Genomic DNA, 26,839 nt, shown 5'->3' with positions numbered 1-26,839 from the left:
CTAGGGTTTCCTCGGGTGTGCTCCGCTGCCGGACATCGCCCGGAGTTCCATTCCCGGACTGTTGAGGTTCACCAGCTTGCCGTTGATGACGACGCCGCCCTGATCAATGGTGATGAACTGGGAGCTGAGCAGTCCACCCGGCCCCTTCAGGGTGAGCCCACTCGTGGCCTCGATGATGATCCTGTCTGCCTTCAGGTGGATCTCCCTGCCTGCTTCCAGGGCGTGATTCCCGCCCACCGTCACCTGCGAATCCCCGCCGACAGTGAGCGATTGCCCGCCCTGGTTGACGGACACGATCTGGTCGCCCTGCTTGATCTCCAGTGTGTCGTCGTTCTCCACCTCGCGCACGCTGTCGTGCTCCACCGTGACCTTCATGTCCCGGCGGGCATGCAGGGAGAGCTCCTCCGCGCCCTTCTTGTCCTCGAAACGCAGCTCATTGGGCTCGCCCTCGCCGGAAGGCCTGCCGCGCACCGTGCTCCGGGTTTGCTCGGCGGACAGGGAAAACGGCACCTGCTGCTCCCGGTTATGGACCGAGCCGGTGATGACGGGCCGATCCGGATCCCCATCCATGAACGTGACGAGCACCTCCTGTCCAATGTGGGGGAGGAAGAAGTTGCCCCAACCGTTACCAGCCCGGCCATGGGCCACCCGTATCCAACACGAGTTGCGGTGCTCGCGGTCCCAGGGGAAGCACACCTTCACCCGGCCATAGCGGTCCGTGCAGATCTCCTCGTTGCCCGGATCTCCCACGACCCGGGCGCTCTGGACGCCGTTGACCAGGGGCCGCGGTGTGACCACGGGCGGGCAGAAGGGCGTGGAGGCGGGGAAGGCCTCGAAGGTGTTGGTGTACTGCTCCACCGTGGCCTCGTGGGACACCGAGCGCAGGACGTAGTCCCCGTTGATGTCTTCCCGGGGGTGCTCGGCCAGGGTGAAGCGGTGGCCGGAGGTGAACCCGCGCACCCGGCTCTGGCCCCGCAGCGTGTGGGCCCGCACCTCATGGGATTCCATGCGCATCTGGTCGCGCTGTGCGCCCACCGCATTCTGGTTGAAGCGTCCGGGGAATTCGTACCGCGCGAGTCTCGCCCCCGAGGGGCCGGTCACCTTCGGGGGCAGGGGGCGCGAGGGGATCTCGAAATCGTAGTCCCCCATGGAAATGGCCTCCGGCACCATCTGCTGCTCCACCTCGCAGCTGGTGATGGAATCGTCCGCCCTCACCGAGGGCAGGTGTCCCTCCACCTTCGCTACGCCCGGGCCGGGGCAGGGTACATGGGCGTCCGGGTCATCGGCCAGTACCAGCCTGTGCTGCGCCTCCGAGTGCTCGAAGAAGTAGAAGATGCCTTCGTCCTCCATGAGCCGCGAGACGAAGTCGAAGGTGGACTCCTGATGCTGCACGCAGTACTCGCGCTTCGCATAGGACTCCTGGAGCTCCATCCGCACGTCGATGTCGTGCTCGGAGAAGAGCTGCTCGAGAATCTCCGGCACCGTCATCTCCTGGAAGATGCGGCTGTCGAGGGTGAGGGTGAGCAGCCAGAGCCGGGGGCGCAGCTCGGCCGTGTAGCAGGTGAAGTCCGCGAAGGTGCCAGCCTGGACGAAGCGGGTCACCACCCCGTGGAGGTAGCGCTCGGTGTCTCCGGGCCGCAGTACCAGGGAGATGGTGGCGTCCTGGCCCACCACCTGGAAGAAGTCCACGTCCGGCCGCTCGGAGCGCAGCTCCAGGGTGAAGTGGAAGGGCTGGGAGAGGGCCTCCTCGCCTTGGAAGCCTTGCAACCACAGCACGTCCTTGCCCAGTGGCGTGGTGACGGAGAGATAGACATTGTCCTGGGTGAAATCCGTTCTCATGTTTCAACTTCCTCCTCGGTCCGCGTGCGCATGTGGCGTGGCGAGAGCGCCACCGTCTGGGGTCCTCGGTGTCCGGGCCTGGCGCGCAGCCACGTTGTCCACCCCAGACGCGGGCCACCGTGGGTGCGCAGGGGCTGTTCCTGGATGTCCTCGGGGCGTGGCTTCAAGACGAGCCCCACGTCCGGAATCGGGCCCAGCGCGAAACGGGTGAGCGAGCGCAGCTTGCTCAGCCCCGGGCTTCCGGGCAGCAGGTCCAGGTAGCGGCGCCAGGAGAGGGGCCCGAGCTCCAACTCCAGGCCCGCCTGTGAATGCCAGGCACGCGTGCCGAGCACCGCTCCCTGTCCGAGCCGCTGGTTTTGCCCGAGGGCGCCCAGGCGCGTTGTCTGCTCCTCACCCAGCTCCAGCCAGGCGCCCCGAGGCAGCCGTGGGCGTACTTCCACGCCAAGCCAGTCCGTGAGCATCGCCTCCAGGGCTCCCGAGGACATGGGCCGGCGTATCAGCAGCCCCGCGTAGCGCAGCAGCACCCGGTCCTCTACCTCCAACCGGTTGCGCAGGCGCGGGGTGCCCAGCCCCAGCAGGGCATACAGGTAGCGGGTCACCGCGTACTGCTCGGGCGGGCCCTCCTCCAGCCACACCCGGCGGAGCTGGCGCCCCCGGTAGAACAGCGACAGCAACCGGTGGTGGAAGATGTCCAGGAAGTCGCGCGTGGCCTTGCCTCCCGAGCCTGAGCGCACGCGGTTCACGAGCTGCTGGGAGTAGGGGCTCGGCAAGGGCCCCAGCGCCCCGCCCAGCGCGAAGAAGGCCGCCGTCAACTCGGGCATGCCTTGGCCTGCTTCCCCCTCCTTTGCTTCGGGCCGCTTCACCTCGACGAGGTCGCTGGCTGGGAAGGCCATGCTCATCGCGGCGCGCAGGCGCACGGGCTCTGGCTGGGGCGGCGGGTCTCGGCCCTCGCGTTCCCGATGTTCGAGCAGCTTCAGCAGGCGCATGGCCTGGAAGAAGTCGAAGCGGTAGCCGGACGCGAAGAGCTCGTCTTCTACAGAAGGGGCTGATCGCCAGCCATGGGCGGCCATGTCTTCCACACTCCCTCTCGCTGCTCGCGTTTCGCCACGAGCCGCGTGAATGACTCCACGGATGCATACAGACCGAAGAAGTGACTGAGCACCGCCCCCAGGAGCAGGGCACTGCCTCCCAGGTAGCGCGACTTGTCGAAGGTGAGGGTGAGCTCCAGTCCCCGGCAGAGGCCTCGCCAGTCCGGACTTCCGCGCAGGCGTGCCACTGCCGGGCGGCAGGCCAGGCCCGTCAGTCCCTGGAGTTGCTTCTCACTGAGCTCGCCATCGGAGAAGTCATGCAGCCGCAGCAACTCCCGGAGCGCCTCCAGGGCTTGTGGCCCCTCGGTGAGCGAGAGGTGGTTGAGCGACAGCACCGAGACGAGCTGCCAGAGAGAGGCGCCCCGCGTGGGAGGCTGGCGCGGGGCCGTGGGGCGGCGCAGCAGCTTGAGGGTGCCCGCCGGAGCGCGCTCCTCCACCTGGAGCTTCGTTCCCGCCTCGAGCCGCAAGGGCAGTGCTCCATTGGTGCACAGCGTGTGCGCGTGGAGCGTCTGGTCCGCGGGCAGCTTCGGATTGAAGTCCAGGTCCACGAAGGACAGCAGCACCCGCGAGTTCCGCTCGTCACCGTCCAAGGCGGGCTGGCGCCGCGCATACCAGAAGGCCCGTGGCTCGTGCTCCTCCCGGTGGCGCCAGGCGAAGAGGGGCTCCACCACCCGCGAATGATCCTCCGCCTGGGCCGAGGCGCTGACGGAGAGGATGGAGTGCAGCTCCACCTCCTGCTGGCGGCGATGGTCGGGAATCAGCGGGTACTCGGTGCGGCGCTGATCCAACCGCAGGGGCTCGGCCAGCTTGGGGAAGAGGTTGATGATGGGGGTGCAGCCCAGCCGGAGTGTCTCTGTCGTGAGCGGGAGGCTCATCGCGGAGTCCGAGCCCAGCAGGACGAGCACCTCGAGCTCCCGCTCGGAGGCCTGGACACACTCCCGGCTCAGCTCCACGTCGCAGAAGAGGAACTTCTCCGGGAAGGCGAAGTACTCCTGCAGCAGGCGATAGCCACGAGGGGTATGGGGTGGGGCCGGCAGCACTGCCTCCTCCGGGCCGAACCCCAGCAGCCGCAGACTGTCCGCGGGCTGGAGGCGGAGCCCAGACGGCGAGCCCTCGGGTGCGAGCGCCACTCCCCGGACCTGGCTGGTGAGCAGATCATAGAGGCGGTAGGACACCTCGGGCGGTCCGTCGAGGAAGAAGCGCAGGCGTTCGATCTTCAGATCCGACCATCGGACGCCCTTGAGCGTCCGCAGCCGCAGCCGGAGCACGGACGCCACGTCGCGCCGCTGGCGCAGCCAGGGGTAGTCGTTGGGGGAGCGCATGCTGGCTTCGGCGACCTCCAGCGGCCAGAGCGTCACCGGGTAGCAGGTGCGGAAGCGTACGGTCTGCCCCGAGCGCAGCGGCGCCAGCAGCGGGGTGTCGCGCTCGACGCGGCTGCCCGCCAGGGGCAGGCCCGCCCCGGGGTCCACCTCGAAGTGGGCGATGGCGAGCGAGGGCAGTGGCTCCAGCAGGTGGGGCGCGAGTTGGCTGAGCAGGCTGGTGCTGAGCTCGGGCAGATCGCTGTCGAAGGCGTGCTGGATGCGTGCGGTGAGGAAGGCGAACGACTCGATGAGCCGCTCCACGTGGGGGTCGCCCGACTCGGTGGGCCCGAACTGAAGCTGTTCGGCCACGTCGGGGTGGCGGCGTGCGAACTCCTTGCCGGCGCCGCGCAGCCAGGCCAATTCCTGGCGGTACACGCGGAGCAGCTCGTCCTGGCTAGCGCCCATGACTCACCTCCAGCAGGCTCCCGTCGCGATCCAGCCGCAGCGGGAGGAAGAAGGGCTCGGCCTGGGGCGCCTGAACCAGGTGGCCAGTGAGGACCACCCTGGGCGCGCCCGGCACCTGGGGTGGGGGTTGCACGGTGACCTGGAGCAGGCGAAGGCGTGGCTCGAAGGCCTTCACCGCCTGGGTGACGAGCCGCTCCAGGCGCCGGGCGTCCGCCGGCGACTCCAGGCTCAAGCTCCCCAGGTCCGGCAACCCGTAGTCCAGGGCCGAGCGCTCCTCGGGTGCCAGGGACTCGGCCTGCGCCAGGGTGAGCGTGCAACGGGTGCTCAGCACGCGGGCCACCTCGAGCCGCACCGAGGCGCGCAGCTCCTCTTCGTCCAGGGCCTCGGGTGGGCCGGCATCCTCCCCTCGGTCCAACAGCAGTCTGCTCAACAGCGGGGCGAGGACCCCGCGACTCCTCGGTGCGGCTCTCATGGGTGTTTCTCCCTGGCTCACTTGGGTTGGTTCTTCGCCAGGTCCCAGCCCGCCGTCTTGCTGCCGTTGCGCTCGTTCGACCAGGTGATGGCCGAGTAGTTGAGCGCGATCGTCTCGACGGCCGTGTCTTCCACCCCACCGGTCACGGACACCGAGCTGATGATGACGTTCTCCATCGTGTAGACGAAGAGCTTCACGGCGTCCCCCTTCTGCTCGGAGGTGTTGTTCTTGCCCGCGGGCTGCACGTAGATGGTGACGGTGGCCTTCTTGAGCTCCACTCCCTGGCTGCAGTACTGGTTGAGCTTGGGAGTCGTCTGGTCCACCCACTTCTTGATGATGAAGTCCTCGTGCTGGGTACGCCCGTGCACGCGGTTGACGTTGGAGGCCTGGCTGCTGGACAGCGGCTTGGTGACGGTGTGGCTGAAGGCAATCACTTCGATCTCATCCTTGCCCTGCCCGGAGGTGGACTCTCCCTTGAGCGCGGCGTCCTCGAACTTGAGATAGATGTTGGCTGGCATGTCTTTCTAGGACCTCTGGGTATGGAATGGGGTGGGGAGGATTCAGGGCGCGGACGGGGCGGGCAGGTCCGCCACCAGGCGGATGGAGGCCGTCAGTTCATTGAGCTGGAAGTGCGGGCGGAGGAACACCACGGCCCGGTAGGCGCCGGGACGGCCTGGCACCTCGGTGACCTCGATTCGCGCCTCGCGCAGCGGCTGGCGGGCCTTGGTGGCGAAGGACGCCTCGTCGTTGAGCTGCACGTATCTGTTGATCCACCGGTTGAGGAAGTCGGAGACCTCCTCGCGCGAGGCGAAACCGCCAATCTTGTCGCGCATCATGCCCTTGAGGTAGTGGGCGAAGCGCGAGGTGGCCAGAATGTAGGGGAGCTGTGCGGACAGCTCGGCGTTGGCGTTGGCCTCGGGCGTGTCGAAGCGCCGGGGTTTGTTGGCCGTCTGCGAGCCGAAGAAGGCCGCCTTGTTGGTGCCCTTTTCGTAGCAGAGGGCGATGAAGCCCAGGTCGTTCAATTCCTTCTCACGCCGGTCGGTGATGGCCACCTCGGTGGGGCACTTCTGGGCGAGCTCTCCCTCTCCGGTGTGGAAGGAGTGGATGGGCAGCTCCTGGACGATGCCGCCACCCTCCACCCCGCGGATGTTGGCGCACCACTGATAGAGGGCGAAGGCGTTGGTGATGCGCTGGCCCATCGCGTAGGCGGCGTTGCCCCAGAGGTACTTGCGGTGGTCTCTGCCGTCCACGTTCTCCTTGTAGTCACCCAGGCCATCCACCGGTGCCGTGTCCGGGCCGTAGGGCAGCCGCATCAGGACGTGCGGCAACACCAGCGCCACGTAGCGTGAGTCCTCCGACTGCCGGAAGCTGCGCCAGTTGGCGAGGTCCGTGCTCTCGAACTGGCGCGCCAGGTCGCGCGGGGCGCCGATGTCCGCGAAACTGTCCAGGTCGAACAACGAGGGGCTGGCCGCGGAGATGAAGGGCGCATGGGCGGCGGCGGCCACCTGGGAGATGAACTTCAGCAGGTCTGTGTCCATCGGGGTGCGGCCGAACTCGTAATCGCCCAGGAGCACTCCGTAGGGCTGCCCTCCGAAGGTGCCGTACTCCTCCTCGTAGACCTTCTTGAAGAGCGCGCTCTGGTCGAAATCAGGCGCCCGCGCCCCGTCGTCCAGCAACTCCTGCTTGCTGGCGTGCATCACCCGCAGCTTCAGGTTCGTTCCCGTCTCGCTCTCGCGCACCAGCATGTGCAGCCCCCGCCAGGAAGCCTCCAGCTTCTGGAAGTCCTTGTGGTGCAGCACCTCGTCGAGCTGGCCGCCGATCTTCTTCTCGATGTCGGAGATTTGCTCCCCGATGAGCTTCATCAAGTCCGGCTTGTCGGAGACCGCGAGGTTTGGAGCCTGCTCCACGAACTCGCCCATCAGCTCTCGGGCGCGAGCCATCTGGCCCTCGTCTCGTGCCAACCTGCCTTGTTGGATGAGGGTTGCCAGCAGTCCCTGCTCCGCCTGAGTTGCTTCATCCGCCATGTGCTTCTCTCCTGTCTGTGAATGGGTGTTTCCGGGGTCGTTACTGCTTCTGCTCTGCCTTCAGCTCGGACTCGAGGCGCTCGAGCTCGTCCTTCTTCGCCAACAAGGACTGGAGCCGCTCCATCAGCGCGTCATTGCCGTCCAGCTTGGCCATGAGGTCCACCAGCCGCTGGCGACGCTCCAGGAGCTGGCGAAGGGGCTCGATCTGTTCGATGAGCTGCTTCGGATGGAACGAGTCGATGCTTGTGAACTTCAGCTCCACTTCCATGCGGCTGTCGTTGCCGTTGAGCTTGTCCGCAACCTTCAGCACCAGCTTGGGTCCGAGCGCCTCCATCACCTTGTCGAAGTTGTCTTTGTCGATCTCCGTGAACTTGCGATCCCTCAACCGCGGGAGTTCCTCGCGCTGGCCGGCGAGATCCGCCAGGATTCCAACCACCAGCGGCAGTTCCTTCTCTTCCACGGCGTCGCCGACCTGCACGTCGTAGGTGATCTGCACGCGGGGGGGGCGGACCCGGCCCAGCTTGTGCTGAATGCTCTCGTTGAAAGGCATTGTCTTTTCTCCTTTGGGTGTGTGGGATTGTGTTGCTTGTGCTTGTTGCGCAATGTCTGGATAGAGTGGGCCGCGTGACTTTGTGAGCGGGTGCAGCTCACCTTTCCTGGTTCATGCCGAGCAGCGTGTGGATGGCCTGCACGTTGGAGTCGTCGGGCACGAGCTCGCGCAGGAGCTCATGGAGCGGCATCCGTCCCCAGGCCAGGGCGCGCTTGACCAGATAGGGCACGGGGCTGTGCGGCTCGGTGCGTAGCAGGTAGTCGGCGGCGAGTCCGAGGAGTTGATAGGCCTCGGTACGGCCTTGGATGATGTCAGTCAGCTGTTCTGGTTCCGAAAGCTCAGAAAGGGCTTCCAGTTCATCGGTGGTCCGTTCGTCCGGCGTGTCCACGGGCTCTGGCTCGGCCTCCGGTTCCTCCTCGGGTTGCTCCGTGGACGAACCGCCTCTCAACAGGGTGAGCAGTGTCTGGATGTCGCCCAAGAGGGCGCGGCTGCGACGGAGCGCCACGGAGGAGTCTCCCAGTTGCGCATCGAGCACGTGTTCCAGCGCGGAGGCGGACGCGAGCGCTTCGGTGAGCTGTTTCGAGAGCGCGGCGAGGGTGGGCGCGGACATTTGGGCCGCGGCCGCGATGAATCGCTCCCGCGTCACCGGGGGCGGGGTGGTACCTCCTGGTGTCTCATCCTCCTCGGTGTCGGTTCGCGCCCGGGTGCCCGCCTGTCTCTCCCGGAGGAGGAGCTGCTGCCAGTCGGCATAGACATACGTCACGGCACCGGGAACAGGTGGTCTGACGAGGGGCACCCTTCCGAGAGCGAGGACGAGCCTGTCATCGAGCCACTTCAGGGGCGCGAGCCGGGCCTCCGCGTCGTCGCCGTCGAGGATTGGCCACAGGGTGTCCCAGAAGCGCTCCAATAGGGCGGTGGAGAGCCGCAGCCCCCACGGCAGGCCGGCGAAGCCCCGCTGCATCAGCCAGGCCTCGGTGAGCCAGACGGAGAGCTGAAGGTCCTTGGACTCGCGCGTCAGGGCCTGCTGGCAGAGCTCGCCCACCAGCGCCCAGTCGGCCCGCTTGAGCGGGGCCTGCCACACGCCCTGGGGCAGCGAGGCGTCATCCTCGCGGCGTGCCTCGCGGATCTGTTGGTAGAGGGGCTCGTAGCGCAGGCTCCGGCCCGAGGGAGCCTCGGGGGAGATGGGTTGAAGGAGCGGCTCGAGGTCTGGCGGGGAGACGGGAGTTGCGTCCGCCATGGCTAGTTCCTCCGGTAGGTGCTGGCACCGGTGGGAGGAGGGGGAGGGGCATCATCCCAGGCCGTTCGAGGTGGGGGCGCGTCATCCCAGGTGGCGCTCCGGACTGGCTGTCGCACCTGGACGGGCTTCGGAGCGGGAGCGGGCTTCGAGGCCTGGATGGGCTTCGGGGCAGGAGTGGGCTTCGAGGTCTGAGCGGGCTTCGGAGCGGGAGCGGGCTCCGCGGGCTGGGCCGCCGCGGGTGGCGGTTGCGGGGCTGTCCTCTCCTCCCCAGGGGAACGTGAGAGCGCCCACAGCAGTCCCGGGATGAGCACCGCAAGCGCTGCGCAGAGGAGGAGCGTTCCCTGGAGCATCTTCACCACGCGCTGGTTGCCACGTGTGAGCTCGGCATCCGGACCTGCCAGCCCGCTCTCCGGGAAGACCTTGCGCTCCAGCAGGTGGGTGATGAAGAGCGGAGAGCGCTGCGTGGGGGTCCGTCTCCCGGGGACGCCCGGGGTGGCCTCCGCTTCCGGATCTCCACAGAAGTAGATGCCCCGCAGCATCGAGGGCTGCGTGTAGGGGGTGGATTGGAAGAGGACATCGAGCAGCCGCCGCAGCGGCGCGGCCATGGCGCGCAGCTCGGACGGGAGGAGGAAGCCGGTCTCCCGGTCGGAGGGATCGCCCCACCCGTCCGCGAGCAACTCCAGCTGCATCCGAGACAACTCCTGGTGGATGCTCTCGCAGGCCTCGTCCACCCAGGCCGGGGCGTAGGGCTCCTCGTGAGAGTAGGGACTGGACCAGCCGAGCATCTCGTCCCGCATGCGCGGCGGCAGGGTGCGGCAGAACGCGGCGAAGCCGGGGAGGTGGTCCGCCTGCGTGATGATGACGGAGATGGGGACGCGCACGCCCAGCTCGGCGCGCAGGGATTGCAGCCGCTCGAAGATTCCCTGGGCCTTGCGATCGAGCTTGACGTCATCCAGGGCCGTGGGTCCGGTGAGCTCGGTGGCGGGTACGGTCAGCATCAGCCCGTCGATGGGCCGCTGGCCGCGGATGCCCTTGAGGTGCTGGAGGAGAGCCTGCCATTCATCCGTTGGCACCTCGGTCATTCCGGGCATGTCCAGCACGAGGCCCTGATCGAAGAGCCAGACGCCCCAGCCCTCCGCCTCCATCTCCCTGCGAGTGGGAGAGCCATAGGGGCGGCGCAGGTTGGTGCCCGCCATGAGGGACGTCCGTCCCGAGCTCGGCTCACCCACCAGCATGATCCAGGGCACCTGGTAGCGCCTGTCTCGCTGGCGGCCGGTGGCGCCCAATCGGTGCAGGGCGGTGTCGAGGGGAGAGGGGGTGGCGTTCATCGGTGTGCCTCCGAAGGGACAGAAGTGGCTGCGGCGACGGAGGACGAGGGGACTGTTCCAGCGCGCTGCGAGGAGTGGTGGATGGAGAGGGCTCCGCTGGTGGCGAAGGTGAGGGTGAGCGCGGCGGCGATGGCGGCAACCCAGGGGCCGCGGCGCTCGGGACGCCGATCCGTCCGCTCATCCCGGGTGTGCTCGTAGGCCTGGCCCACCAGCCTGCGTGAGGACGCGTCCGGCTCGGGCGGCCGCTGGAAGGCCAGGGTGAAGAGCTGGCGCTGCATGTCCTGCAGGGCGGCCTCGGCTCCCAGTCCCCGGTAACGGCCCTGGAAGCCGAGCGCGAGCGCCATCATGTACACGGCCGCCAATTCCTCACGTGCTGGATCCCGCTCACTCAGCAGGCGTGCGACCTCCGTGAAGAAGCGATCCCCGGCGTCGTGGCTTCCAAAGAGCGCGTCTTCCAGCAGGTTCTCCCGCCACGCCTCTTGGCCGTACCAGGGGGTATGGACGAGCACCTCATCGGCGAAGGTGGCCATCACGTAGCGGCATTCCTCGAGGTGGCGCTCGAGAAGCGAGCCACGGGGCGCTCCTTCGGGGCGGGTCTGCTCTTGCACGCGATCGAGCAGTCGCCGCCGGAGCTCCTCGACGGTGGGGCCTGGCGTGAACCTGCTGTTGAAGCGGGTTGCGGTGGAGTGGAGTTGAACCTGCTGGCGCAACTGGAGGATCTCGGCGAACAGGAGTCGTGCCCTGTCGAGCAGGAGCGAGCTGGTGGAGGAGAGAGAGGGGCTGTCTGGCTTTCGCATGGGCAATCAGTTCTCCTTGCGGACGAGCAGGGTGATGTCGGAGGCGGCCTGGACCTCGCCCGGCTCGAGGGTGTTCTCGAGCAGCAGCCGTTCATCGAGACGGATGAAGGGGGTGTTGGACTCCAGGGAGAACAGGAGGGTGTGGGGTTGGGGGACCAGCCCCGGACGGCCGTCGATGAGCTCGCGGCGGGCGCCGAGCGTGCGCGTCTCGCGCATCAGTCGGTGGCGAGCATCGGAGCCGATACGGCAACTGGCCATCCACCCGAGCACCTGCTGGCGGGTGGCGCCGGGCCGGCCGCGCACCTCGAGCAGCAGCTCGCGACCCATCCAGCTTGGGAGGAAGCGCGTGGAGAATCCGCCCGCCTCGGGTTGGAGCGGGATGCGGCTATAGGTCTCGGAGACGCCCCGTTCCAGGGTGCTCTCGAGGAAGGAGAAGACTGCCTCGAAGGAGCGCCGCAGATCCTGGTGCTCATAGGCGGAGAAGGCGGGAGGGATGCGCTCCTCGCCCAGGGTGGCAAGGTGGCCGGCCAGCTCGCACAGCGCGTGATAGAGGATGAAGGGGTGGGGCCCGCCCGAGCGGAGCACAGCCTCGAAGGACGGGAGCCCTGCCACGAGCGAGCGCAGCTGTTGCCGGCTCTCGGCGACCTGCTGGGGCTCGGCGGCCCGAGCGCGGATCGACTCCATCAGCGTGGCGGCCTTCTGCCGGATGCGCAGGGAGAGCCGGTCGCACCGCTCTCCGAGCGCCGAGTCGAAGGGCACCGCCAGCAGCGGCGGCAGGTAGTCCTCTACGAAGAAGGACTCGCAGTCGCGGCGGACCTCCACCAAGGGGAGCGCGCAGTATCCGGCGGGGGGAAGGCCCGCGAACAGCTCGAGCCGTGGCTGGAGCTGGGGAATGCACAGGGGCATGACCCCGGTGCTCTCGTCGACGAGCGGCTCGCTCTCGATGGGGATGTAGCGGCTGGGGTAGGTGCCACCGCGCTGCTCGGATGCGACGGCGATGTACAGCCGTACCTGGTGCTGCCAGTCCACCCCCTTCAGTCCCGTGAGCGCGAGCTGCAACTCACGGCCCTGGCCCGCGCGGTGGGAGACGATGAGCCCATCGGGCAGAATCGCCTCCAGCTCCAGTAGCCTGAGCGTGCCCGCGAGGAGGAGTGAGTGGTCGTACTGGAGGTGGCTCACGCCCCAGTGGAAGGGCATGGCCAGCGCGAGGTGGCGGTGGAGCAGCGCTTCGTGGCGGCGGTCCTGTTGTTGAAAGTGCTGAGGGGCGAGCAACATTCCCTCGTGCCATTGGACGGCAGCGGGAAGCGCGTAAACGCGGGTCATGGATTCATTCCTCGGGCCGAAAGAACTCGGCCGCTGGGGGCTCTCACGTGGAGTGGCCCGCAACCGGAGCGGTAGACGCGGAGGTGTGAATCTGTGATGACCGGTGCGGGGCCGTATGTCGGCACACTCGCGGAATCGAGGTCGCAGCCCTCGTTCACCCGTCAGGACTGCACCGGCTCCTTCTTTCGCTGGCCGAGGGCATGTGTCCGCACGGCAGCCGAGTGCGCAGCGCCAGCCTCAGCCGTACGACGTGGGTTCAGACTCCGGACGTTCTGCCCGCAACGTCCGCCCAGCTCAGCTCGAAGCGGGCGAGGTACTTCCGCAGCCGGTCCGCGTCGTTGACGCTTTTCTTCTGTGCTCGCGACTGCGCGAAGAGGGCCCGCCCCGCGTCGGACAGCGAGCGCGCCTGACGGCACACGGCGAGCACCTCCGCGAGCTGCGCCCGATCGAACCGATCCAGCGCCTCGGCCCGCTCCTCCCCGAGCATCTCCACCACGAGCTCCACCGCCGCCGCTGCGTGCTGCTTCGGCCCGCTCTTCGCCCACGCAGCGCGCAGCCGTTCGAGCTCCTCGTCCACGCCTTCTCGAGTGATGCGTCCACCGGGCGCGAGTGTCGCCATCCGCAGCACCGCCGCGTTGAGATCTCGGAAGTTGCCGCTCCAGCGCGCCTCGGGCGAGGTGGCGAAGCGCAGGAAGTGCTCCTGTGCTTCCTTGTTCATCGTCACCCGCGTCTCGAGTGCCCGTGAGGCCTGGTCCAGCTCGTAAAGGAGGTTGGGGAGGATGTCCTCGGGCCGCTCGCACAGGGGCGGCAGCCGGAAGGTCCACAGGTTGATGCGCGCCAGCAGGTCCTCGCGGAAGCGCCCGCGCTCCACTTCGGCCTGGAGGTCCCGGTTGGTGCCCGCGATGAGCTGGAAGTCGCTCTCCGCCTCCTTGTCCGAGCCCACCGGCAGGAAGCGCTTGTCCTCGAGCGCCCGCAGCAGCATGGCCTGCTCGTCGGCGCCCAGCTCGCCAATCTCATCCAGGAAGAGCACGCCGCCGTTCGCCTGGCGCAGCAGCCCCGGCCGGTCTCCCACTGCCCCAGTGAAGGCGCCCTTCACGTGGCCGAAGAGCGCGGACATGGCTCCATCTCCGCGCAGCGTGGCGCAGTTGATGTCCACCAATGGACCGCCCACGTGCCGCCGCGTCTTCTTGAGCTGGTAGATGCGTTTGGCGAGCTGCGACTTGCCCGCCCCCGTGGGCCCGGTGAGCAGGAGCGGGGCACGCGAGCTCGTGGCCACCTGCTCTATCCGCTCGATGAGCCGGTTGAAGGCCGCGTTGTTTGTGTCGATGCCCGCCTTCAAGAAGGACAGGCCCTCTCGCTGTTCCTGCTCGAAGCGCCTCGCGAGCGTGTCGTACTTCGACAGGTCCAGGTCGATGATGGCATGGAGGCCCGGTCCTCCCCGGTCCCGTCCTCCCTGGGGCGGAGATGTCTGCACCAGCCGCCCGGGGATGTGCCGGCTCTCCACCAGGAGGAACATGGAGATCTGGGCGATATGCGTCCCGGTGGTGATGTGGACGAGGTAGTCCTCCTGCTCGGGATGGAAGGGGTAGGCCTTCGCGTAGTCGAGCAGTGCGCCGTACGTCTCCTCCAGGTCCCACGGGTTGCGGATGTTCAGCTCCGTCAGGCGCACCTGCGTCTCCGGTGACACCTGGGCAAGGTCCTCCATCACCGTTTGGACGAGCTCGGCATGTCCCGGCAGCGAGAGCAGTTCCAACCGGTGCACGACCAGGTCCTCCTGCTGACACAACCCCACAGTGGGGCGCCACTTGTCCCACCGCTTGGGCCCCCGCCCCGTGTCCAGCGATGTGCCCAGCATCCCGAGCACCACCGTCTCGCGCGTCCGCGTCTTCGCCATACAGATAGGACTTTATCCCAAAGGATAGGAAACAGGCGAGGGGAGTAATGCCCTCCCTCGGAAAGAGGTTGGCACGCGCCCTGCTCTACCTCCTCGCGTGCCCGGGACGGACTCCCGGGCGAACGGACTGAAGGAGACGGTCATGCAGACGCAGCGCAGCTACGAGGTTCTGTCGAACGAGGCGGGTGGTGTTCCCATCAAGGCGTGGACGGTGGGCGTGCCGTTCGAGGACGAGGCGAAGAAGCAGCTGCGCGCGATGGCGTCCCTGCCGTTCGTCCACAAGTGGGTCGCCGTGATGCCGGACGTGCACCGCGGGTTCGGCGCGACGGTGGGGAGCGTGGTGGCGACGGCGGGCGCGGTGATTCCGGCCGCGGTGGGCGTGGACATCGGCTGCGGGATGATCGCCGTGCGCACGACGCTGCGCGCGGAGCAGCTCCCGGACTCGCTCGGGAAGGTGCGCTCGGCCATCGAGAAGGCGGTGCCGCACGGCCGTACCGACAACGGCGGCCGGAACGATCGTGGCGCGTGGCAGGACTCGCCCGCCATGCACCGTGAGGCCTGGGCCCGCCTGAAGCCCGGCTACGACACCATCCTGGCGAAGCACCCGCGCCTGGGCCGTGGCCCGGACCTGGGGCACCTCGGCACGCTGGGGACGGGGAACCACTTCATCGAGGTGTGCCTGGATGAGGCCGGCCAGGTGTGGCTGATGCTGCACAGCGGTTCGCGCGGGGTGGGGAACCGGATCGGGAGCCACTTCATCGAGCTGGCGAAGGAGGACATGCGCCGCTTCTTCATCCACTTGCCGGAGGCGGACCTGGCGTACCTGCCCGAGGGGACGGAGTACTTCGAGGACTACCTGCACGCGGTGAGCTGGGCGCAGGAGTACGCGGCGACGAACCGGGAGCTGATGCTGCGCTCGGTGGTGGAGGCGCTGAAGGCGAGCGGTGAGCTGCCGGAGTTCGAGCTGACCGAGGCGGCGGTGAACTGCCACCACAACTACGTGTCGCGCGAGCACCACTACGGGAAGAACGTATTCGTGACGCGCAAGGGGGCGGTGCGGGCGCGCGAGGGGGACCTCGGGATCATCCCCGGCAGCATGGGGGCGCGCTCGTACATCGTGCGAGGGAAGGGGAACGCGGAGTCCTTCCACTCGTGCAGCCACGGTGCGGGCCGGGTGATGTCGCGTGAGGCGGCGAAGCGGCGCTTCACGCTGGAGGACCACGCGAAGGCGACGGCGGGCATCGAGTGCCGCAAGGACGCGGAGGTCATCGACGAGACGCCCGGTGCGTACAAGCCGATCGACGCGGTGATGACGGCGCAGGCGGACCTGGTGGATGTGGTCCACACGTTGCGTCAGGTGGTGTGCGTGAAGGGCTGAAGGCCGTGCACGAGAGGAGCGCCTGACTCGGGAGGGACACATGAGGGGATAGAGACATCGAGATGCCCGCTCTCTCCGAGACTTCGGTCGCTAGGATGAGGGAGCGGGCATCGCTACGTGCGGGCAGTCCCTGTCGCGCAGTATCCTCCGTGCTTCTCTCCCTCCACCTCCTCTCCCTCTCCCCTCGGGAGAGGGTCGGGGTGAGGGTATCGGGGCCATGGGTTGGCAAAGTGTCTGTGGGAGTTCTGAAATGATTCGCATCGATGGTTCGAAGGGAGAGGGAGGGGGACAGGTGCTGCGCACGTCGCTGGCGCTGTCGCTGGTGACGGGGACGCCCTTCCAGATGGTGAATATCCGAGCGGGACGCTCGAAGCCGGGGCTGCTGCGCCAGCACCTGACGGCGGTGAAGGCGGCGGCGGCGGTGGGGGACGCGGACCTGGAGGGGGCGGAGCTGCACTCGAAGGAGCTGACGTTCCGGCCGAGGAGCCTGAAGTCGGGGGACTACCACTTCGCGGTGGGGACGGCGGGGAGCGCCACGCTGGTGCTGCAGACGGTGCTGCCGGCGCTGCTGGGGGCGAGCGGGACGTCGACGCTGGTGCTCGAGGGAGGGACGCACAACCCGGCGGCGCCGCCGTTCGACTTCCTGACGAAGGCGTACCTGCCGCTGGTGCGGCGGATGGGACCGGGCGTGGAGGCCACGCTGGAGAAGCACGGGTTCTTCCCGGCGGGAGGAGGAAAGTTCGAGGTGATGGTGCAGCCCGCGCCGCTGAAGCCCTTGCACCTGATGGAGCGGGGGAACGTGGTACGGCGGCAGGCGACGGCGGTGATCGCGCAGGTGCCGTACGACGTGGCGAAGCGGGAACTGGAGACGGTGGGGCGGAAGCTCGGATTGCTCGAGGACGAGCGGCGGGTGGAGGAGCTGAAGAGCTCGGCGGGGCCGGGGAACGTGGTGTGCCTGGAGGTCGAGAGCGAGCACGTCACCGAGGTGTTCACCGGGTTCGGGGAGCGGGGCGTGCGAGCAGAGGACATCGCCGGGTCCGTGGCGGAGGAGGCACAGGTCTACCTGGAGGCCGGTGTGCCCGTGGGGCACCACCTGTGTGATCAGCTCATGCTGTTGCTCGCGCTGGCCCGTGGGGGCTCGTTCCGGACCCTGCCGCTCGATGGGCATGCCCAGACGCAGATCGAGACGTTCGCGCACTTCCTGGATGTGAAGGTGTCCGTCGAGGAAGTGTCACCGCAGGTGAGAGAGATTGCGGTGCAGTGAAGTCTTCTTCGAGGAGAGGCGAGCCACGCCTGTTAGCTGAGCAGGTGTGGAGCTACTCGTCCTCCCTTTCGGTCTTCGCTGCTGCATCCTGGGCTTTCTCCTGCTCGGCAGCCCTCTTCATCTCTTCCCACTTCGCCAGGGCGGATGCCACATGGTGGAGTGTGTGGCGCTTCAGCCTCTTGTGATGCACCGCGAAGTAGTACTCCCCGGCGATTGACGCGAAGTCGAAGGGAGTCGCTGGATGGTCCTTCAGCCACGCTTCTGCTTCTGCACGGGTCTCAAAGGATGGCGCTGTGGGAGGTATTCCTCTTGCGGCAAGTTCTCCGATATATTGCTCGATGATGTAGTCGCGGTACATGAAGCGAGTGTTGTCTTCGCGAGAATAAACGGCCTGATAGTACTCGTCGCCAATGAGTATGTTCGCCGGACTGGGTGGTTCCGCGGGGCCCTTCAGCCATGCCTCCGCCTCATCGCGCGTCGTGAAATGAGCGATGGCGAGCGGAGCATAGTCCAGGCGATTGTTGATGTAGTCCTCGCAAGCATCGAGTTGCCCGGTGTCGGCGATGAAGTTGACCAGATGGACGAGGACGCTCGCGGATTGATGCTGTTCGGGATCCGTCGTCTCGGCATAAGCCTTCAGGAGAAGTTCCACGCTCCTTTGCGAGGTCGCCGCATCTTGATGCGCCGCGAGGGCATTGCTCATGTAGGGACGTGATGTGGGGGGGAGTCCCTTGAGGTAGTCTTCAAACAGATAGACTTGGCCGGTTGCGTAGATGAAGTCCCTGTACACGTTCATCTGTGCCCAGAGCCGCTGTTCTTCTTTTCTGTTTTCGAAGCCTGCATTGCGCCATCGGGATGCGGCGAATTGCCCAGCGCCTATGAGAGAATCATAGATGCTCAACGGGTGGCCTCCGCGATGGTGGGGGCGGGGAATCCGGAGGGGAGCTCCGCGAAAAACACGAGCGGAATCAGGATGAGAGCACCTCCGCTCGAAGCGGCGACTACGGCAACGAAGGCGACTCCTGTGATGATGATGACGGAGCCTGCGAGAAGCTCGTCACGGTGGGTTTTTATCCAATCAACTGCGGGCTCAATCGCATGGAACTCCGCAGCATATTCTTCAGCCCAGCTGCCCCTCCCTTTGTTGCACAGAACTGCTTGGTCCATGCAATACCTCGGACACCACCATGTCCTGGCCTTGCGCCATGGTTGTGTTTTGACATCGTCATATTTCACGTTGCCGACCTGGACCGGCCTGCTACTCGCGAGGCAGTCCTGTTCGCACTGAGCCCGCCGGCCTTCGCAGTACTCCTTCAACCCATTCGAGGAGGCGCGCACGATTCCTCGGTTTGAGTTCATCGCGCTCAGGGTGGATTGGAGCTTCATCAAGTCGAAGTCCTTGAGCGGTTTCCAGTCGTGCGCGATCTGCCCATCCGGCATCTCCTGGACGATGAGTGCGTACCTGGCCAGATCGTGCTGGCCCGTGGGGCCCTGGGCCGCCACGAGGGGCTGGGTCACGCTACAGGAAACAAGGAGGATACCGAGGCTCAAGGCCAAGAGCTTCTGAGCGAACGTTCTGGTGTGCATGTAGGGCACTCGTCATGGTGCTCCAGGCGTTCCTCTGGCACCCGGCGAAGGGAGAGCATAGAGGGGCAGCCCCGTCCAACCACTCATGAAGGCACTCCTGGGCTCTGAAGAGGGGGGGGCCTCCGCAGAGGGGATTGCCTCCGCCCCCTCGGAGAGGGGATTCTCCCAGCCATGGAACCCAGGCAAATCAAGAGAATTGGTATGGTGGGGGGCGGTGCAATGGGGTGTGGCATCGCGCTCGAGTTCGCCACCGCCGGCCGGCAGGTGACGCTCTACAACACGCGCCCCGAGAGCAGCGCCCAGGCCCAGGTGCGCATCGAGCGCGATGCGGCACTCATGGTGGAGACGGGGCTCCTCTCCTCGGCGCAGGCCGCCGCCGCGCTCGGGCGCATCCGGCGCACCACCGTCCTCGCTGAGGCCGTCGCGGACCAGGACTTCGTCGTCGAGTCCGTCCCCGAGGACCTTGCCGTCAAGCAGCAGGTCTTCCGGGAGATGGACGGGCTCGCGTCGCCGGGCACCATCCTCGCCACCAACACCACGGCCCTCAGCGTCACCGCGATCGCCCGGGACTGTTCCCGGCCCGAGCGCGTCCTCTCCGCTCACTACTACCTGCCCGCGCACCTCATCCCCCTCGTGGATGTCGTCCCCGGCGAGAAGACGTCCCCGGACGTCGTCGAGGCCACCCGGCTCCTGCTCGAAGAGGTGGGCAAGGCCCCGGTGGTATTCCAAAGGGATGTGCCGGGCACCGTGGGCCCCCGCCTGCAGCAGGCGTTGATCGCCGAGGCCCTCCGCCTCGTCCAGGAGGGCGTGGCCACCCCGGAGATGGTGGACCGGGCCATCACCTACGGCATGGGGCGGCGCCTCGGCGTCACCGGCGTCTTCGACCGGTTGGATCTCGTCGGGCTGGATCTCCTGGCGGCCATCATGCGTGGCTCCGGCCGGCCGGTGCCCCCAGTCATCGCGCAGAAGGTCGAGCGGGGGGAGCTCGGGCTCAAGTCGGGGCAGGGGTTCTATTCGTGGACGCCCGAGGCCACCACCGCCTTCGAGGAGCGTGTGGCTCGCCACCTCATCTCTCAACTCCGTGAGGAGCGAGCCGCGGGCCGGCTACGCACTCCGTGTCAGGAGACGGAGCCGTGACTCCCGACACCGTGCTCCTGGACCTGGCGGTGCTCGCCGACTTCTTCGGCGACTCGGTGCGCGAGTACGAGTCGTGTACCCCCGAGCTCCCGCCTCGCTGCTGGGCCATCCTGCTCGGGCGCTTCGTCGAGGATGCGATGGTCGTGGAGCGCGTCCGCTTCGCGCTCAACATCCGCGAGTCCGACGGCACAGTGCTCCAGGAGTTCCAGTCCACCATCATTCCCCTCTTCGGCGCCTGCTACTCCAACGGCCGCCGCGGCTTCTGGTGCGAGCCCAAAGAGCTTCTGCTCATCACCCAGGAGGCCGAGGCCGAGGGGCTGGAGGTGCTCGGCTCCATCCACCTGCACCCGGATTGGCACCGCATCGGCCCGCCTCATGAGCGCGGGCTCCGCGTCAGCCAGGAGCCCACCCCCATGGACCGGCACCTCTTCTGTGGCTCCGGCTGGCCGCTCAACATGATCCTCTACCTGGAGCGGCGCGAGGGGCGGCTCTATCACTCGCTTGGGGCCTGGGCTCCTCCACCCGAGTCCGGCGCCAGTTGCCGTCCCCTGGCCATCCGATTCTTTGTCCACGGGCGCTGAGCTTCCGCGAACGGAACGAGAAGGTCCGCTCCTTCGTGGGGCGGGCCCCCCGTGAGCGCCGTGGTCCGGGCATGCTTTAAATAGGGCCGTGGCCGACTTCACCGAAGAGCAGATGGATGCAGCGCTCCACCGCGCCAGCCAGGAGCTGTCCTTCCCCTCCTACTACGAGGCCTGTGTCCGGCCCCTCCTGCGCAACCCCGAGGGCCATTGGCCTCGGTGCTGTGCCGGTGGCTGCGAGCCTTGTGCTCAGACCTTGATTCGGGTTGCGCTCCGCACGCTGGAGATTCTGGGCACTCCTCGGGTCACTCCCATTCCGGAGTGGTGAGCACGGGGGCGCTGTGATGCCGCGGTAGACCCTCACCCCAGCCCTCTCCCAGAGGGAGAGGGGGCATACACGGATCCAACCTGGGGTTCGTGGCACCCTCACCCCGTCCTTCTCCCGGGGGGAGAGGGGAGATTGTTGGCAGGGGAGGGGATGGGGGCTGCTTCGTTCTACCGCTTCAGAACAGGCGCACTCCCAGACCCAGGCGCACCCCGTAGCCCAGCCGCGTCTGCGTCACTCCCCGCAACTCCTTGAACACGTCTACCCCCAGCTCTCCTACCGCTGACAGCGACAGGTCCTCGCCCAGGTAGATCTCCGCTCCTCCTCCCGCCATCGGCTTCACCCGCCACGTCCCTCCTGGGCTCAGCCCCAGGTCGTACGGCACTTCCACCAGCCCCACCGCCGTCACCGTCTCCGCTACCTTCCAGCTCAGCACCACCGCCGGGTTCACCCTCAGGAACCACCCCTCCATGTTCTGCTCGTCGAAGTACTGGCTCCCTGTGTTCCCCGTCACCCCCAGCCCCAGCTCCGGCGCCAACGCCCACGCTCCGCTCGTCCACACCTGCCGCCTCGCCACTCCCTCCGCTGTTACCGCCAGCCGCAGATAGTCGAACCGCGCTCGGCCCCCGACCTCCCAGCCTCCCGTCCCCTGCCGGTACGCCGCCCCTACCTCCGGCACTCCCACCCACCCGGACACCGCCGTCGCCCCGTCTGGCAGCGCCGCCGGCGCCACCACCGCTCCGAAGTTCTCCCGCTTCTCCTCCAGCCTCACCGCTTCCGCCGTTGCTCCCTCAGGGGCCGGGGCCGTCGTCTCCTGCGCCGCCGCCATCAGCGGCGTGAGCACACACACCAGCATCAGTCGCGTCATAGGTCGCCCACTCTGGCGCCTCGCCCCCCGGCCCGTCGAGCGTTTCCTCGTCCCTCCCCCTGCCGCTTACCCAACAATTTCAAGCCTTTGGCCTTCGCTCTCGTGTTCCTCTCGGATATGACAGGGTGTACTCTCATTTCGTGGTAGTCTCTTTTCTCTGAATATCGTAGTTTTTTACTCGAAGTGGATACCCGGTCTCTCCCAGGAGCGCCGCTCCAGGAGTTCCTCATGGCCGACAGCCCGCACCGCGCCACCGTCCTCGAGCCCGCCCCTTCGTCCGTCTCCGCCGACGTCAGCCCCAGGCGTCGTTCCAACCGTTTCCGCCCTCGCGTCCTGCTCGTCGAGCCCGACAGGGATATGCGCGCCGCCCTCGCCCTGGGCCTGGTCAGCGCCGGCTTCGAGGTGCTCGCCGCCCCGGCCCTCGAGGACATCCTCGGGGAGCTGGGTGAGGGCCGCCCGTTGCCGCACCTCGTCGTCGCCCCCGCCGAGTCCAGTGCGGAGGGCATGGACGGCTTCACCTTCTGCGAGCGGCTGCGCGCCGATGCCCGCACCGAGCACCTCCCGGTGTACCTCCTCTCGCACCGCGAAGAGCCCCACCACCGCCAGCGCACCGAGGCCGTGCGCGCCGACGACTACCTCCTGCGGCCCGTCTCCCCGCAGGTCCTGGTGTCGCTCGCCCGCCTGAAGGCTGGCCGTAGCGCCTTCGCCCCCGCCTACGAGGCCCATACCGTCCGCATGCCCCTGGCCCAGGTGCTCCTCGCCCTCCTGTGTGGCTCGCGCTCCGGCCGCATCGAGCTGCGCGATAACGAGGGCTGGCTCTCCTTCCACCAGGGCCATGTGGTGGATGCCTCCTTCGAGGGTGAGCGGGGTCTGATCGCCATCCGCCGGATGCTCTTCTTCGGCTCGGGCGCCTACGCCGTCTCCTTCGCGGAGGTGCTCGCCGAGGGGAAGCTCCTGCTCAACCTGAAGATCTACGCCTCGCTGCTGCTGCCGGCCGCCGAGCGCTTCGCGGCTCTGTGCGGCCTGGGCATTCCCCTGTCTGCCCGGCTCGTCGTGGACTTCAAGCGGCTGGCGGACGTGCTCAAGTCCCTGCCCGATGACGTAGGCCAGGTCATCCGCCTCTTCGACGGTCAGCGCACCGTGCACATCGCCCTGCTGGAGTGCGGCCTGCCGGAGGTCACCACCCTGGAGGTGGTGACGCTCCTGTACGCCCAGGGGGTGTTGGTGCCGGCCAACCTCATCGCCGAGCGCGAGTCGGTGCCCCAGTCCGTTCCGCCCTTCTTCGAGCCGGTGCTGTCCCCCGAGGAAGAGGAGCCCTTCTCCGAGGCTTTCGAGACCTCGGGCCCCTCTCGGGCGGCCTGAGCCCGCTCTGGACCGGTCCCACGCCGGAGGTTAGAAGAGCCGCCATGTCCGGTCACAACCGATGGTCGAAGCTCAAGCGGTACAAGGCCGTGATGGGCGCGAGCAAGGGCAAGCTCTACAGCAAGCTCATCAAGGAGCTCACCGTCGCAGCGCGGCTGGGCGGTGGCAACCCGGACGGCAATGCCCGGTTGCGCGTGGCCATCCTCGCGGCCCGCGAGGCCAACATGCCCAACGACAACATCCAGCGCGCCATCAAGAAGGGCACGGGTGAGCTGGAGGGCGAGAGCTACGAGGAGATGGTCTACGAGGGCTATGGCCCCGGGGGCGTGGCCGTGCTCGTGGAGTGCCTCACCGACAACCGCAACCGCACCGCCAGCGACATGCGCTCCATGTTCTCCAAGGAGGGCGGCAATCTGGGGGCCGAAGGTTCGGTGAACTGGATGTTCCACAAGAAGGGCCTCATCACCGTGAAGCCCGGCCCCTCCGAGGACGAGGTGATGGAGAAGGCCATCGAAGCTGGCGCCGAGGACGTCCTCAACCAGGGCCCCGATGGTTTCGAGGTGCGCACCGCTCCGGCGGACCTGCACTCCGTGGCCGCCAGCCTGGAGCAGTCCGGTCTGAAGCTGGGCGAGCAGAAGTGGACGTACGTCCCGCAGAACACCGTCCGCATCGAGGGCGACAACGCGAAGAAGATGCTCAAGCTGATGGAGCTGCTCGAGGACAACGACGACGTGCAGCACGTGCACGCCAACTTCGAGATGGACGACGCCCTCATGGAGTCGCTCTCCGCGTAGTGGGGCAGACGGGCACATCGACAGGGGGGCGGCCCGCGCGTTATAGGGCTGGCTGAACCCCTGTTCCGTTGTCCTCGGAGAGGAATTTGCGCGTTCTAGGCATCGACCCCGGCAGCCGCTTCATGGGGTATGGCGTGGTGGAGGAGCGGCGCGGCCGGCTGGTCCACGTGGGCCATGGCGTCATCAAGGTGGACCCTGACGCCCCCCTGGAGCTGCGCCTCAAGGAGCTGCACGGCTCGCTGCTGACGGCGGTGAAGCTCTACAAGCCCCAGGCGGTGGCGGTGGAGGGCGTCTTCACCTTCCGCAACGCGCGCAGTGCGCTCATCCTCGGACATGCCCGCGGGGTGGCACTGCTGGCCGCCGCTCAGGCGGGGCTCTCCGTGCACGAGTACCCACCCGCCCGGGTGAAGCGCGCGGTGGGCGCCGGTGGTGCCGCGGACAAGGACGCGGTGGCGCGCATGGTATGTACCTTCCTCAACGTCGAAGTGTTGGATCGCGCCGATGCCAGTGATGCACTGGCGGTGGCGATCTGCCACCTCAACCATGGCCGGTCCGCCGTGCCGGTGTCGGGCGGCAAGCCCTCGAAGACGCGCCGCAAGTCGGCGCAGGCGCAGCTCGCGGACAAGCTGACGCCGTCATACCGGAGGCCGGAGGCGAGATGATCGCGGCACTGCGTGGCAACGTTCTGGAGAAGAGCCTCGAGGAGGCCACCATCGACGTGGGCGGGGTGGGCTACCGCGTGTTCTTCTCCTCGCTCACGTTGGGGCGGCTGCCCGCGGAGGGTCAGCCTGTACAGGTGCGTGTACGCACCGTGGTGCGCGAGGACGCCTTCGAGTTGTTCGGCTTCCTCAGCCGGGCCGAGGAGGAGCTGTTCCTCCTGCTCAACTCGGTGTCCCACGTGGGGCCGAGGCTCGCGCTGGCGGTGCTCTCCGGCATGGAGGTGCCGGAGCTGGTGGCCGCGCTGGGCCGGGGCGAGGTGGCGCGCCTCACCAAGATTCACGGGGTGGGGAAGAAGACCGCCGAGCGGCTCGTGCTGGAGCTCAAGGACAAGGTGAAGACGCTCCACCTGGAGCAGGTGGCCGCCCAGGCGAAGCCCGCCGTCCCCGAGTCCGGGCACATGGCGGACCTGGTCTCCGCGCTCATCAACCTCGGTTACAAGCAGCCCCAGGCGGAGAAGGCCGCGGAGTCCGCCAGCGAGCGGCTCGGTGGTGAGGTCGACTTCCAGGCCCTCTTCCGCGAGGCCCTCAAGGCGCTCCGCACCAGCGCCTGACGCGCAGCTGGGTTGCGCATGCTCCCTCTCCCTCTGGGAGAGGGCGGGGGGGGAGGGTAGTCCCCGCGTGCAGACCCTCACCCTGACCCTCTCCCAGAGGGAGAGGGGATAGGCGGGCGGCCTACCGGTTGGTGCCTCCCTCCTCACCCACCATCATGGTCGTCACCTGGTCGGAGGGCTTGGGCTTGTCCGGCTTGCTCGCCTGCTTGTCGTCGGGCTTCTTGCGCTTGGGCAGCTCGAATTTGATGAAGGGCAGGCCCTTCCGCGTCTTCGTCACGACATCCTCCACGTGTGTCCATCTTCAAGGTGTGCACGGCCCGGACCACCTATGTGTCCATTCCCGGGAGGAGTGCCTTGAGGATCGGCATCTTTGGCGCAGCGGTAGATGTGCAATGCAAGGCAGTAGCCCGCGAGGCCGCGGCGCTCGGCGCGGACACGCTGTTCATCGAGCCCGATGCGTTCGACCGGGGCTTGCCCCTGTCCATGCTCGATGGCCGGACCTTCTACCTGGGGGAGCAGGTGGACGACGTCCAGGGGTTCTACCTCCGCTACATCCCCGCTCCCTACGCTCCTTCCATGGAGCGCGATGGCGAGCTCGTCCTCTACGAGGACTGGTTCACCACCTATATGCACACGCGCGAGCGCGCTTCGTACTTCGTGGCGTGGTTGCTCCAGCTCGCCCACCGGGGCGCCACGCTGGTCAACGGCCCGCATGCTGCGAGCGTCATGCAATACAAGCCCTTCCAGCTCCATGCGCTGCGGAGCCTCGGGGCCCAGGTGCCGCGCACGCTCATCTCCAACGATCCGGCCGCCATCCGCGCCTTCCACGCCGAGGTGAAGGACGTCATCTACAAACCCATCATGGGCGGGGCCATCACCCGGGTGCTGGATGCCGAGGCGCTCGAGCGGCTGGAGGACGTCACCGCCTCGCCCGTCATCTTCCAGGAGCGCGCACCGGGGGAGGATCTGCGCATCATGCTGGTGGGCGACGAGATCGTCTCCGCGGTGTCCATCGAGACGCCCGAGCAGCACCTCGACTTCCGGGCGGACCCCGTCTACAGCGGGGGGGAGGCCTCCTACCGCGAGGTGGCGCTCCCCGAGCCCGTGCGGCGCTTCTGCCGGGAGGCGGCGCGTGCGTGCGGCCTCACCTTCGCGGGCATCGACATCAAGCGCCAGGGCGACGCGTGGGTGTTCCTGGAGCTCAACAGCTCACCCATCTACCTGGACGTCGAGTTGAAGCTGGGGCACCCCATCAGCCGCGCCATCGCCCGGCGCGTGGTAGAGGGGGCGCGCGGTCAGAAGTAGGTGACGGCGACCTGGGGCTCCGGCTCCACGTCCGGAACTCCTTCGCGCTTGCGCTGGCAGGCCGCGCAGCACTCGGCCCACGGGACGAGCTGCAGGCGCTCGAGGAGGATGGCATTGCCACAGTCCTCGCACTGGCCGTACTTCGTGGGGTCCGTGGCAAGCTTCTGCAGGGCCCGCTGCACTCGCGGGAGCAGCACGGGGTCTCGCTCCTCGCCCGACTCCGCCGCGTCCTGGAGCTGCTGCTGCTGCTCCTCGTCAATCGTCGACAACACCCACTCGGGCGGTTGCTGGCCCGACAGGACGTAGTGCAGCACATGGAGCTGATGCTCGGCCTCGCGGCGCTGGGCCTCTCGGCGCATGGTCACCAGCGCTGGGTTCTCCATCAGGCGCGCCAGGCGCCTCTGGACGTCCCGCCGCATCCCTGCGTCCCGGGTGATGAGGTCGATGTAGGCCTCGGGGGTGACACCCTGGGGCTGGCAGACCTGCTGGAGCACGCGCTCGAAGACGGGCTCGATACCCACCGTGGCGGCGGTGGGAATCCATCCAGTGGACGATGCCAGCGCATCGAGTGTGGAGAGGACCGTCTTGTGGATGTCCGGCCACGGGGCCGGGGGGCCTTCTTTGGAACCGATCGTCATGCCTGGGGGCATCTA

The 26,839-nt window shown here is 67.6% G+C and carries 27 protein-coding genes; 10 read left to right on the top strand and 17 right to left on the bottom strand.

The window, feature by feature from the left end:
- From OV287_RS36820 to rtcR, 12 genes are all read right to left on the bottom strand, one after another.
- On the bottom strand, positions 1–1,839 hold the full coding sequence (locus OV287_RS36820) for a type VI secretion system Vgr family protein (RefSeq protein ID WP_267538710.1): 1,839 nt from the start codon (positions 1,837–1,839) through the stop codon (positions 1–3).
- Positions 1,836–2,909, bottom strand: a complete 1,074-nt coding sequence (tssG, locus tag OV287_RS36815; protein ID WP_267538709.1) for a type VI secretion system baseplate subunit TssG — start codon at positions 2,907–2,909, stop codon at positions 1,836–1,838. The genes OV287_RS36820 and tssG overlap by 4 nt, the downstream gene beginning before the upstream one ends.
- The gene (gene tssF / locus OV287_RS36810; RefSeq protein ID WP_267538708.1) at positions 2,873–4,693 is read right to left on the bottom strand and encodes a type VI secretion system baseplate subunit TssF; all 1,821 of its coding nucleotides are present in this window, start codon (positions 4,691–4,693) and stop codon (positions 2,873–2,875) included. The genes tssG and tssF overlap by 37 nt, the downstream gene beginning before the upstream one ends.
- Positions 4,683–5,165, bottom strand: coding sequence for a type VI secretion system baseplate subunit TssE (gene tssE, locus OV287_RS36805; protein ID WP_267538707.1), 483 nt, complete (start codon positions 5,163–5,165; stop codon positions 4,683–4,685). The genes tssF and tssE overlap by 11 nt, the downstream gene beginning before the upstream one ends.
- A 17-nt stretch (positions 5,166–5,182) precedes the next feature.
- Entirely contained in the window at positions 5,183–5,683 is a 501-nt protein-coding gene (locus tag OV287_RS36800; RefSeq protein ID WP_267538706.1) for an Hcp family type VI secretion system effector, read from the bottom strand.
- Between the two features lie 42 nt (positions 5,684–5,725).
- On the bottom strand, positions 5,726–7,189 hold the full coding sequence (tssC, locus tag OV287_RS36795) for a type VI secretion system contractile sheath large subunit (protein WP_267538705.1): 1,464 nt from the start codon (positions 7,187–7,189) through the stop codon (positions 5,726–5,728).
- A 40-nt stretch (positions 7,190–7,229) separates the two neighbouring features.
- Positions 7,230–7,739 (bottom strand): type VI secretion system contractile sheath small subunit, encoded by a 510-nt coding sequence (tssB, locus tag OV287_RS36790; protein ID WP_267538704.1) that lies wholly within the window; start codon positions 7,737–7,739, stop codon positions 7,230–7,232.
- 97 nt (positions 7,740–7,836) lie between these two features.
- The gene (gene tssA / locus OV287_RS36785; protein ID WP_267538703.1) at positions 7,837–8,976 is read right to left on the bottom strand and encodes a type VI secretion system protein TssA; all 1,140 of its coding nucleotides are present in this window, start codon (positions 8,974–8,976) and stop codon (positions 7,837–7,839) included.
- A gap of 2 nt (positions 8,977–8,978) precedes the next feature.
- Positions 8,979–10,304, bottom strand: a complete 1,326-nt coding sequence (locus OV287_RS36780; protein WP_267538702.1) for a type VI secretion system protein — start codon at positions 10,302–10,304, stop codon at positions 8,979–8,981.
- Entirely contained in the window at positions 10,301–11,101 is an 801-nt protein-coding gene (locus OV287_RS36775; RefSeq protein ID WP_267538701.1) for a DotU family type IV/VI secretion system protein, read from the bottom strand. The genes OV287_RS36780 and OV287_RS36775 overlap by 4 nt, the downstream gene beginning before the upstream one ends.
- Before the next feature lie 6 nt (positions 11,102–11,107).
- On the bottom strand, positions 11,108–12,424 hold the full coding sequence (gene tssK, locus OV287_RS36770) for a type VI secretion system baseplate subunit TssK (protein ID WP_267538700.1): 1,317 nt from the start codon (positions 12,422–12,424) through the stop codon (positions 11,108–11,110).
- 256 nt (positions 12,425–12,680) lie between these two features.
- Complete coding sequence (rtcR, locus tag OV287_RS36765) at positions 12,681–14,318, bottom strand: RNA repair transcriptional activator RtcR (RefSeq protein ID WP_267538699.1); 1,638 nt, start codon at positions 14,316–14,318, stop codon at positions 12,681–12,683.
- Positions 14,319–14,460: 142 nt separating this feature from the next.
- Between rtcR and OV287_RS36760 the strand changes: the two genes are divergently transcribed.
- Positions 14,461–15,696 (top strand): RtcB family protein, encoded by a 1,236-nt coding sequence (locus tag OV287_RS36760; protein ID WP_267538698.1) that lies wholly within the window; start codon positions 14,461–14,463, stop codon positions 15,694–15,696.
- A gap of 250 nt (positions 15,697–15,946) precedes the next feature.
- Positions 15,947–16,960: an RNA 3'-terminal phosphate cyclase gene (gene rtcA, locus OV287_RS36755; RefSeq protein ID WP_267538697.1), complete on the top strand. Its 1,014-nt coding sequence runs from the start codon at positions 15,947–15,949 to the stop codon at positions 16,958–16,960.
- Positions 16,961–17,012: 52 nt separating this feature from the next.
- Here the strand turns inward: rtcA and OV287_RS36750 are convergent, their stop codons facing one another.
- Positions 17,013–17,861: a hypothetical protein gene (locus tag OV287_RS36750; RefSeq protein ID WP_267538696.1), complete on the bottom strand. Its 849-nt coding sequence runs from the start codon at positions 17,859–17,861 to the stop codon at positions 17,013–17,015.
- The gene (locus OV287_RS36745) at positions 17,858–18,547 is read right to left on the bottom strand and encodes a hypothetical protein (RefSeq protein ID WP_267538695.1); all 690 of its coding nucleotides are present in this window, start codon (positions 18,545–18,547) and stop codon (positions 17,858–17,860) included. Before OV287_RS36745 ends, OV287_RS36750 begins: the two co-directional genes overlap by 4 nt.
- A gap of 201 nt (positions 18,548–18,748) precedes the next feature.
- On the opposite strand from OV287_RS36745, the gene OV287_RS36740 reads away from it, so the two are divergent.
- The 3 genes from OV287_RS36740 to OV287_RS36730 all read left to right on the top strand — a co-directional run bounded on the left by OV287_RS36740 (position 18,749) and on the right by OV287_RS36730 (position 20,590).
- Entirely contained in the window at positions 18,749–19,684 is a 936-nt protein-coding gene (locus OV287_RS36740) for a 3-hydroxyacyl-CoA dehydrogenase family protein (protein ID WP_267538694.1), read from the top strand.
- Positions 19,681–20,265, top strand: coding sequence for an MPN domain-containing protein (locus OV287_RS36735; RefSeq protein ID WP_267538693.1), 585 nt, complete (start codon positions 19,681–19,683; stop codon positions 20,263–20,265). The genes OV287_RS36740 and OV287_RS36735 overlap by 4 nt, the downstream gene beginning before the upstream one ends.
- Positions 20,266–20,377: 112 nt before the next feature.
- Entirely contained in the window at positions 20,378–20,590 is a 213-nt protein-coding gene (locus OV287_RS36730; protein WP_267542479.1) for a hypothetical protein, read from the top strand.
- 175 nt (positions 20,591–20,765) lie between these two features.
- On the opposite strand, the gene OV287_RS36725 is transcribed toward OV287_RS36730, so the two are convergent.
- On the bottom strand, positions 20,766–21,455 hold the full coding sequence (locus tag OV287_RS36725) for a hypothetical protein (protein ID WP_267538692.1): 690 nt from the start codon (positions 21,453–21,455) through the stop codon (positions 20,766–20,768).
- Positions 21,456–21,683: 228 nt separating this feature from the next.
- Between OV287_RS36725 and OV287_RS36720 the strand changes: the two genes are divergently transcribed.
- The 4 genes from OV287_RS36720 (at position 21,684) to ruvA (ending at position 24,881) form a co-directional block, all read left to right on the top strand.
- Positions 21,684–22,817: a response regulator gene (locus tag OV287_RS36720; protein ID WP_267538691.1), complete on the top strand. Its 1,134-nt coding sequence runs from the start codon at positions 21,684–21,686 to the stop codon at positions 22,815–22,817.
- A 44-nt stretch (positions 22,818–22,861) separates the two neighbouring features.
- On the top strand, positions 22,862–23,611 hold the full coding sequence (locus tag OV287_RS36715) for a YebC/PmpR family DNA-binding transcriptional regulator (protein WP_267538690.1): 750 nt from the start codon (positions 22,862–22,864) through the stop codon (positions 23,609–23,611).
- A gap of 86 nt (positions 23,612–23,697) precedes the next feature.
- Positions 23,698–24,273, top strand: a complete 576-nt coding sequence (gene ruvC, locus OV287_RS36710; RefSeq protein WP_267538689.1) for a crossover junction endodeoxyribonuclease RuvC — start codon at positions 23,698–23,700, stop codon at positions 24,271–24,273.
- A complete protein-coding gene (ruvA, locus tag OV287_RS36705) occupies positions 24,270–24,881 on the top strand; it encodes a Holliday junction branch migration protein RuvA (protein ID WP_267538688.1) in 612 nt (203 codons plus the stop codon). Before ruvC ends, ruvA begins: the two co-directional genes overlap by 4 nt.
- 121 nt (positions 24,882–25,002) lie before the next feature.
- On the opposite strand, the gene OV287_RS36700 is transcribed toward ruvA, so the two are convergent.
- On the bottom strand, positions 25,003–25,158 hold the full coding sequence (locus OV287_RS36700) for a hypothetical protein (protein ID WP_267538687.1): 156 nt from the start codon (positions 25,156–25,158) through the stop codon (positions 25,003–25,005).
- A 14-nt stretch (positions 25,159–25,172) separates the two neighbouring features.
- Here OV287_RS36700 and OV287_RS36695 point away from each other — a divergent pair, with 14 nt between their 5' ends.
- Entirely contained in the window at positions 25,173–26,186 is a 1,014-nt protein-coding gene (locus tag OV287_RS36695; RefSeq protein ID WP_267538686.1) for an ATP-grasp domain-containing protein, read from the top strand.
- On the opposite strand, the gene OV287_RS36690 is transcribed toward OV287_RS36695, so the two are convergent.
- A complete protein-coding gene (locus tag OV287_RS36690) occupies positions 26,177–26,824 on the bottom strand; it encodes a TraR/DksA family transcriptional regulator (RefSeq protein ID WP_267538685.1) in 648 nt (215 codons plus the stop codon). The two genes, OV287_RS36695 and OV287_RS36690, sit on opposite strands and share 10 nt — an antisense overlap.
- Between the last annotated feature and the right edge of the window lie 15 nt (positions 26,825–26,839).

It is taken from the genome of Archangium lansingense (assembly GCF_026626635.1).
Classification (GTDB): Bacteria; Myxococcota; Myxococcia; order Myxococcales; family Myxococcaceae; genus Archangium; species Archangium lansingense.
The sequence above is the reverse complement of the archived record's forward strand: the minus strand, read 5'-3'. Positions and strand labels throughout refer to the sequence as shown.

Bases quoted from the DNA above. Each gene is read 5' to 3' on its own strand.
- tssA (WP_267538703.1), bottom strand. From the start codon at position 8,976: ATGGCGGACGCAACTCCCGTCTCCCCGCCAGACCTCGAGCCGCTCCTT.
- OV287_RS36740 (WP_267538694.1), top strand. From the start codon at position 18,749: ATGGTGGGGGGCGGTGCAATGGGGTGTGGCATCGCGCTCGAGTTCGCC.
- ruvA (WP_267538688.1), top strand. From the start codon at position 24,270: ATGATCGCGGCACTGCGTGGCAACGTTCTGGAGAAGAGCCTCGAGGAG.
- OV287_RS36745 (WP_267538695.1), bottom strand. From the start codon at position 18,547: ATGCACACCAGAACGTTCGCTCAGAAGCTCTTGGCCTTGAGCCTCGGT.
- OV287_RS36725 (WP_267538692.1), bottom strand. From the start codon at position 21,455: ATGACGCGACTGATGCTGGTGTGTGTGCTCACGCCGCTGATGGCGGCG.
- tssK (WP_267538700.1), bottom strand. From the start codon at position 12,424: ATGACCCGCGTTTACGCGCTTCCCGCTGCCGTCCAATGGCACGAGGGA.
- rtcA (WP_267538697.1), top strand. From the start codon at position 15,947: ATGATTCGCATCGATGGTTCGAAGGGAGAGGGAGGGGGACAGGTGCTG.
- rtcR (WP_267538699.1), bottom strand. From the start codon at position 14,318: ATGGCGAAGACGCGGACGCGCGAGACGGTGGTGCTCGGGATGCTGGGC.
- OV287_RS36720 (WP_267538691.1), top strand. From the start codon at position 21,684: ATGGCCGACAGCCCGCACCGCGCCACCGTCCTCGAGCCCGCCCCTTCG.
- tssC (WP_267538705.1), bottom strand. From the start codon at position 7,189: ATGGCGGATGAAGCAACTCAGGCGGAGCAGGGACTGCTGGCAACCCTC.
- tssE (WP_267538707.1), bottom strand. From the start codon at position 5,165: ATGAGAGCCGCACCGAGGAGTCGCGGGGTCCTCGCCCCGCTGTTGAGC.
- OV287_RS36820 (WP_267538710.1), bottom strand. From the start codon at position 1,839: ATGAGAACGGATTTCACCCAGGACAATGTCTATCTCTCCGTCACCACG.
- tssF (WP_267538708.1), bottom strand. From the start codon at position 4,693: ATGGGCGCTAGCCAGGACGAGCTGCTCCGCGTGTACCGCCAGGAATTG.
- OV287_RS36800 (WP_267538706.1), bottom strand. From the start codon at position 5,683: ATGCCAGCCAACATCTATCTCAAGTTCGAGGACGCCGCGCTCAAGGGA.
- OV287_RS36715 (WP_267538690.1), top strand. From the start codon at position 22,862: ATGTCCGGTCACAACCGATGGTCGAAGCTCAAGCGGTACAAGGCCGTG.
- tssG (WP_267538709.1), bottom strand. From the start codon at position 2,909: ATGGCCGCCCATGGCTGGCGATCAGCCCCTTCTGTAGAAGACGAGCTC.
- tssB (WP_267538704.1), bottom strand. From the start codon at position 7,739: ATGCCTTTCAACGAGAGCATTCAGCACAAGCTGGGCCGGGTCCGCCCC.
- OV287_RS36780 (WP_267538702.1), bottom strand. From the start codon at position 10,304: ATGAACGCCACCCCCTCTCCCCTCGACACCGCCCTGCACCGATTGGGC.
- OV287_RS36775 (WP_267538701.1), bottom strand. From the start codon at position 11,101: ATGCGAAAGCCAGACAGCCCCTCTCTCTCCTCCACCAGCTCGCTCCTG.
- OV287_RS36760 (WP_267538698.1), top strand. From the start codon at position 14,461: ATGCAGACGCAGCGCAGCTACGAGGTTCTGTCGAACGAGGCGGGTGGT.
- OV287_RS36690 (WP_267538685.1), bottom strand. From the start codon at position 26,824: ATGACGATCGGTTCCAAAGAAGGCCCCCCGGCCCCGTGGCCGGACATC.
- OV287_RS36730 (WP_267542479.1), top strand. From the start codon at position 20,378: ATGGATGCAGCGCTCCACCGCGCCAGCCAGGAGCTGTCCTTCCCCTCC.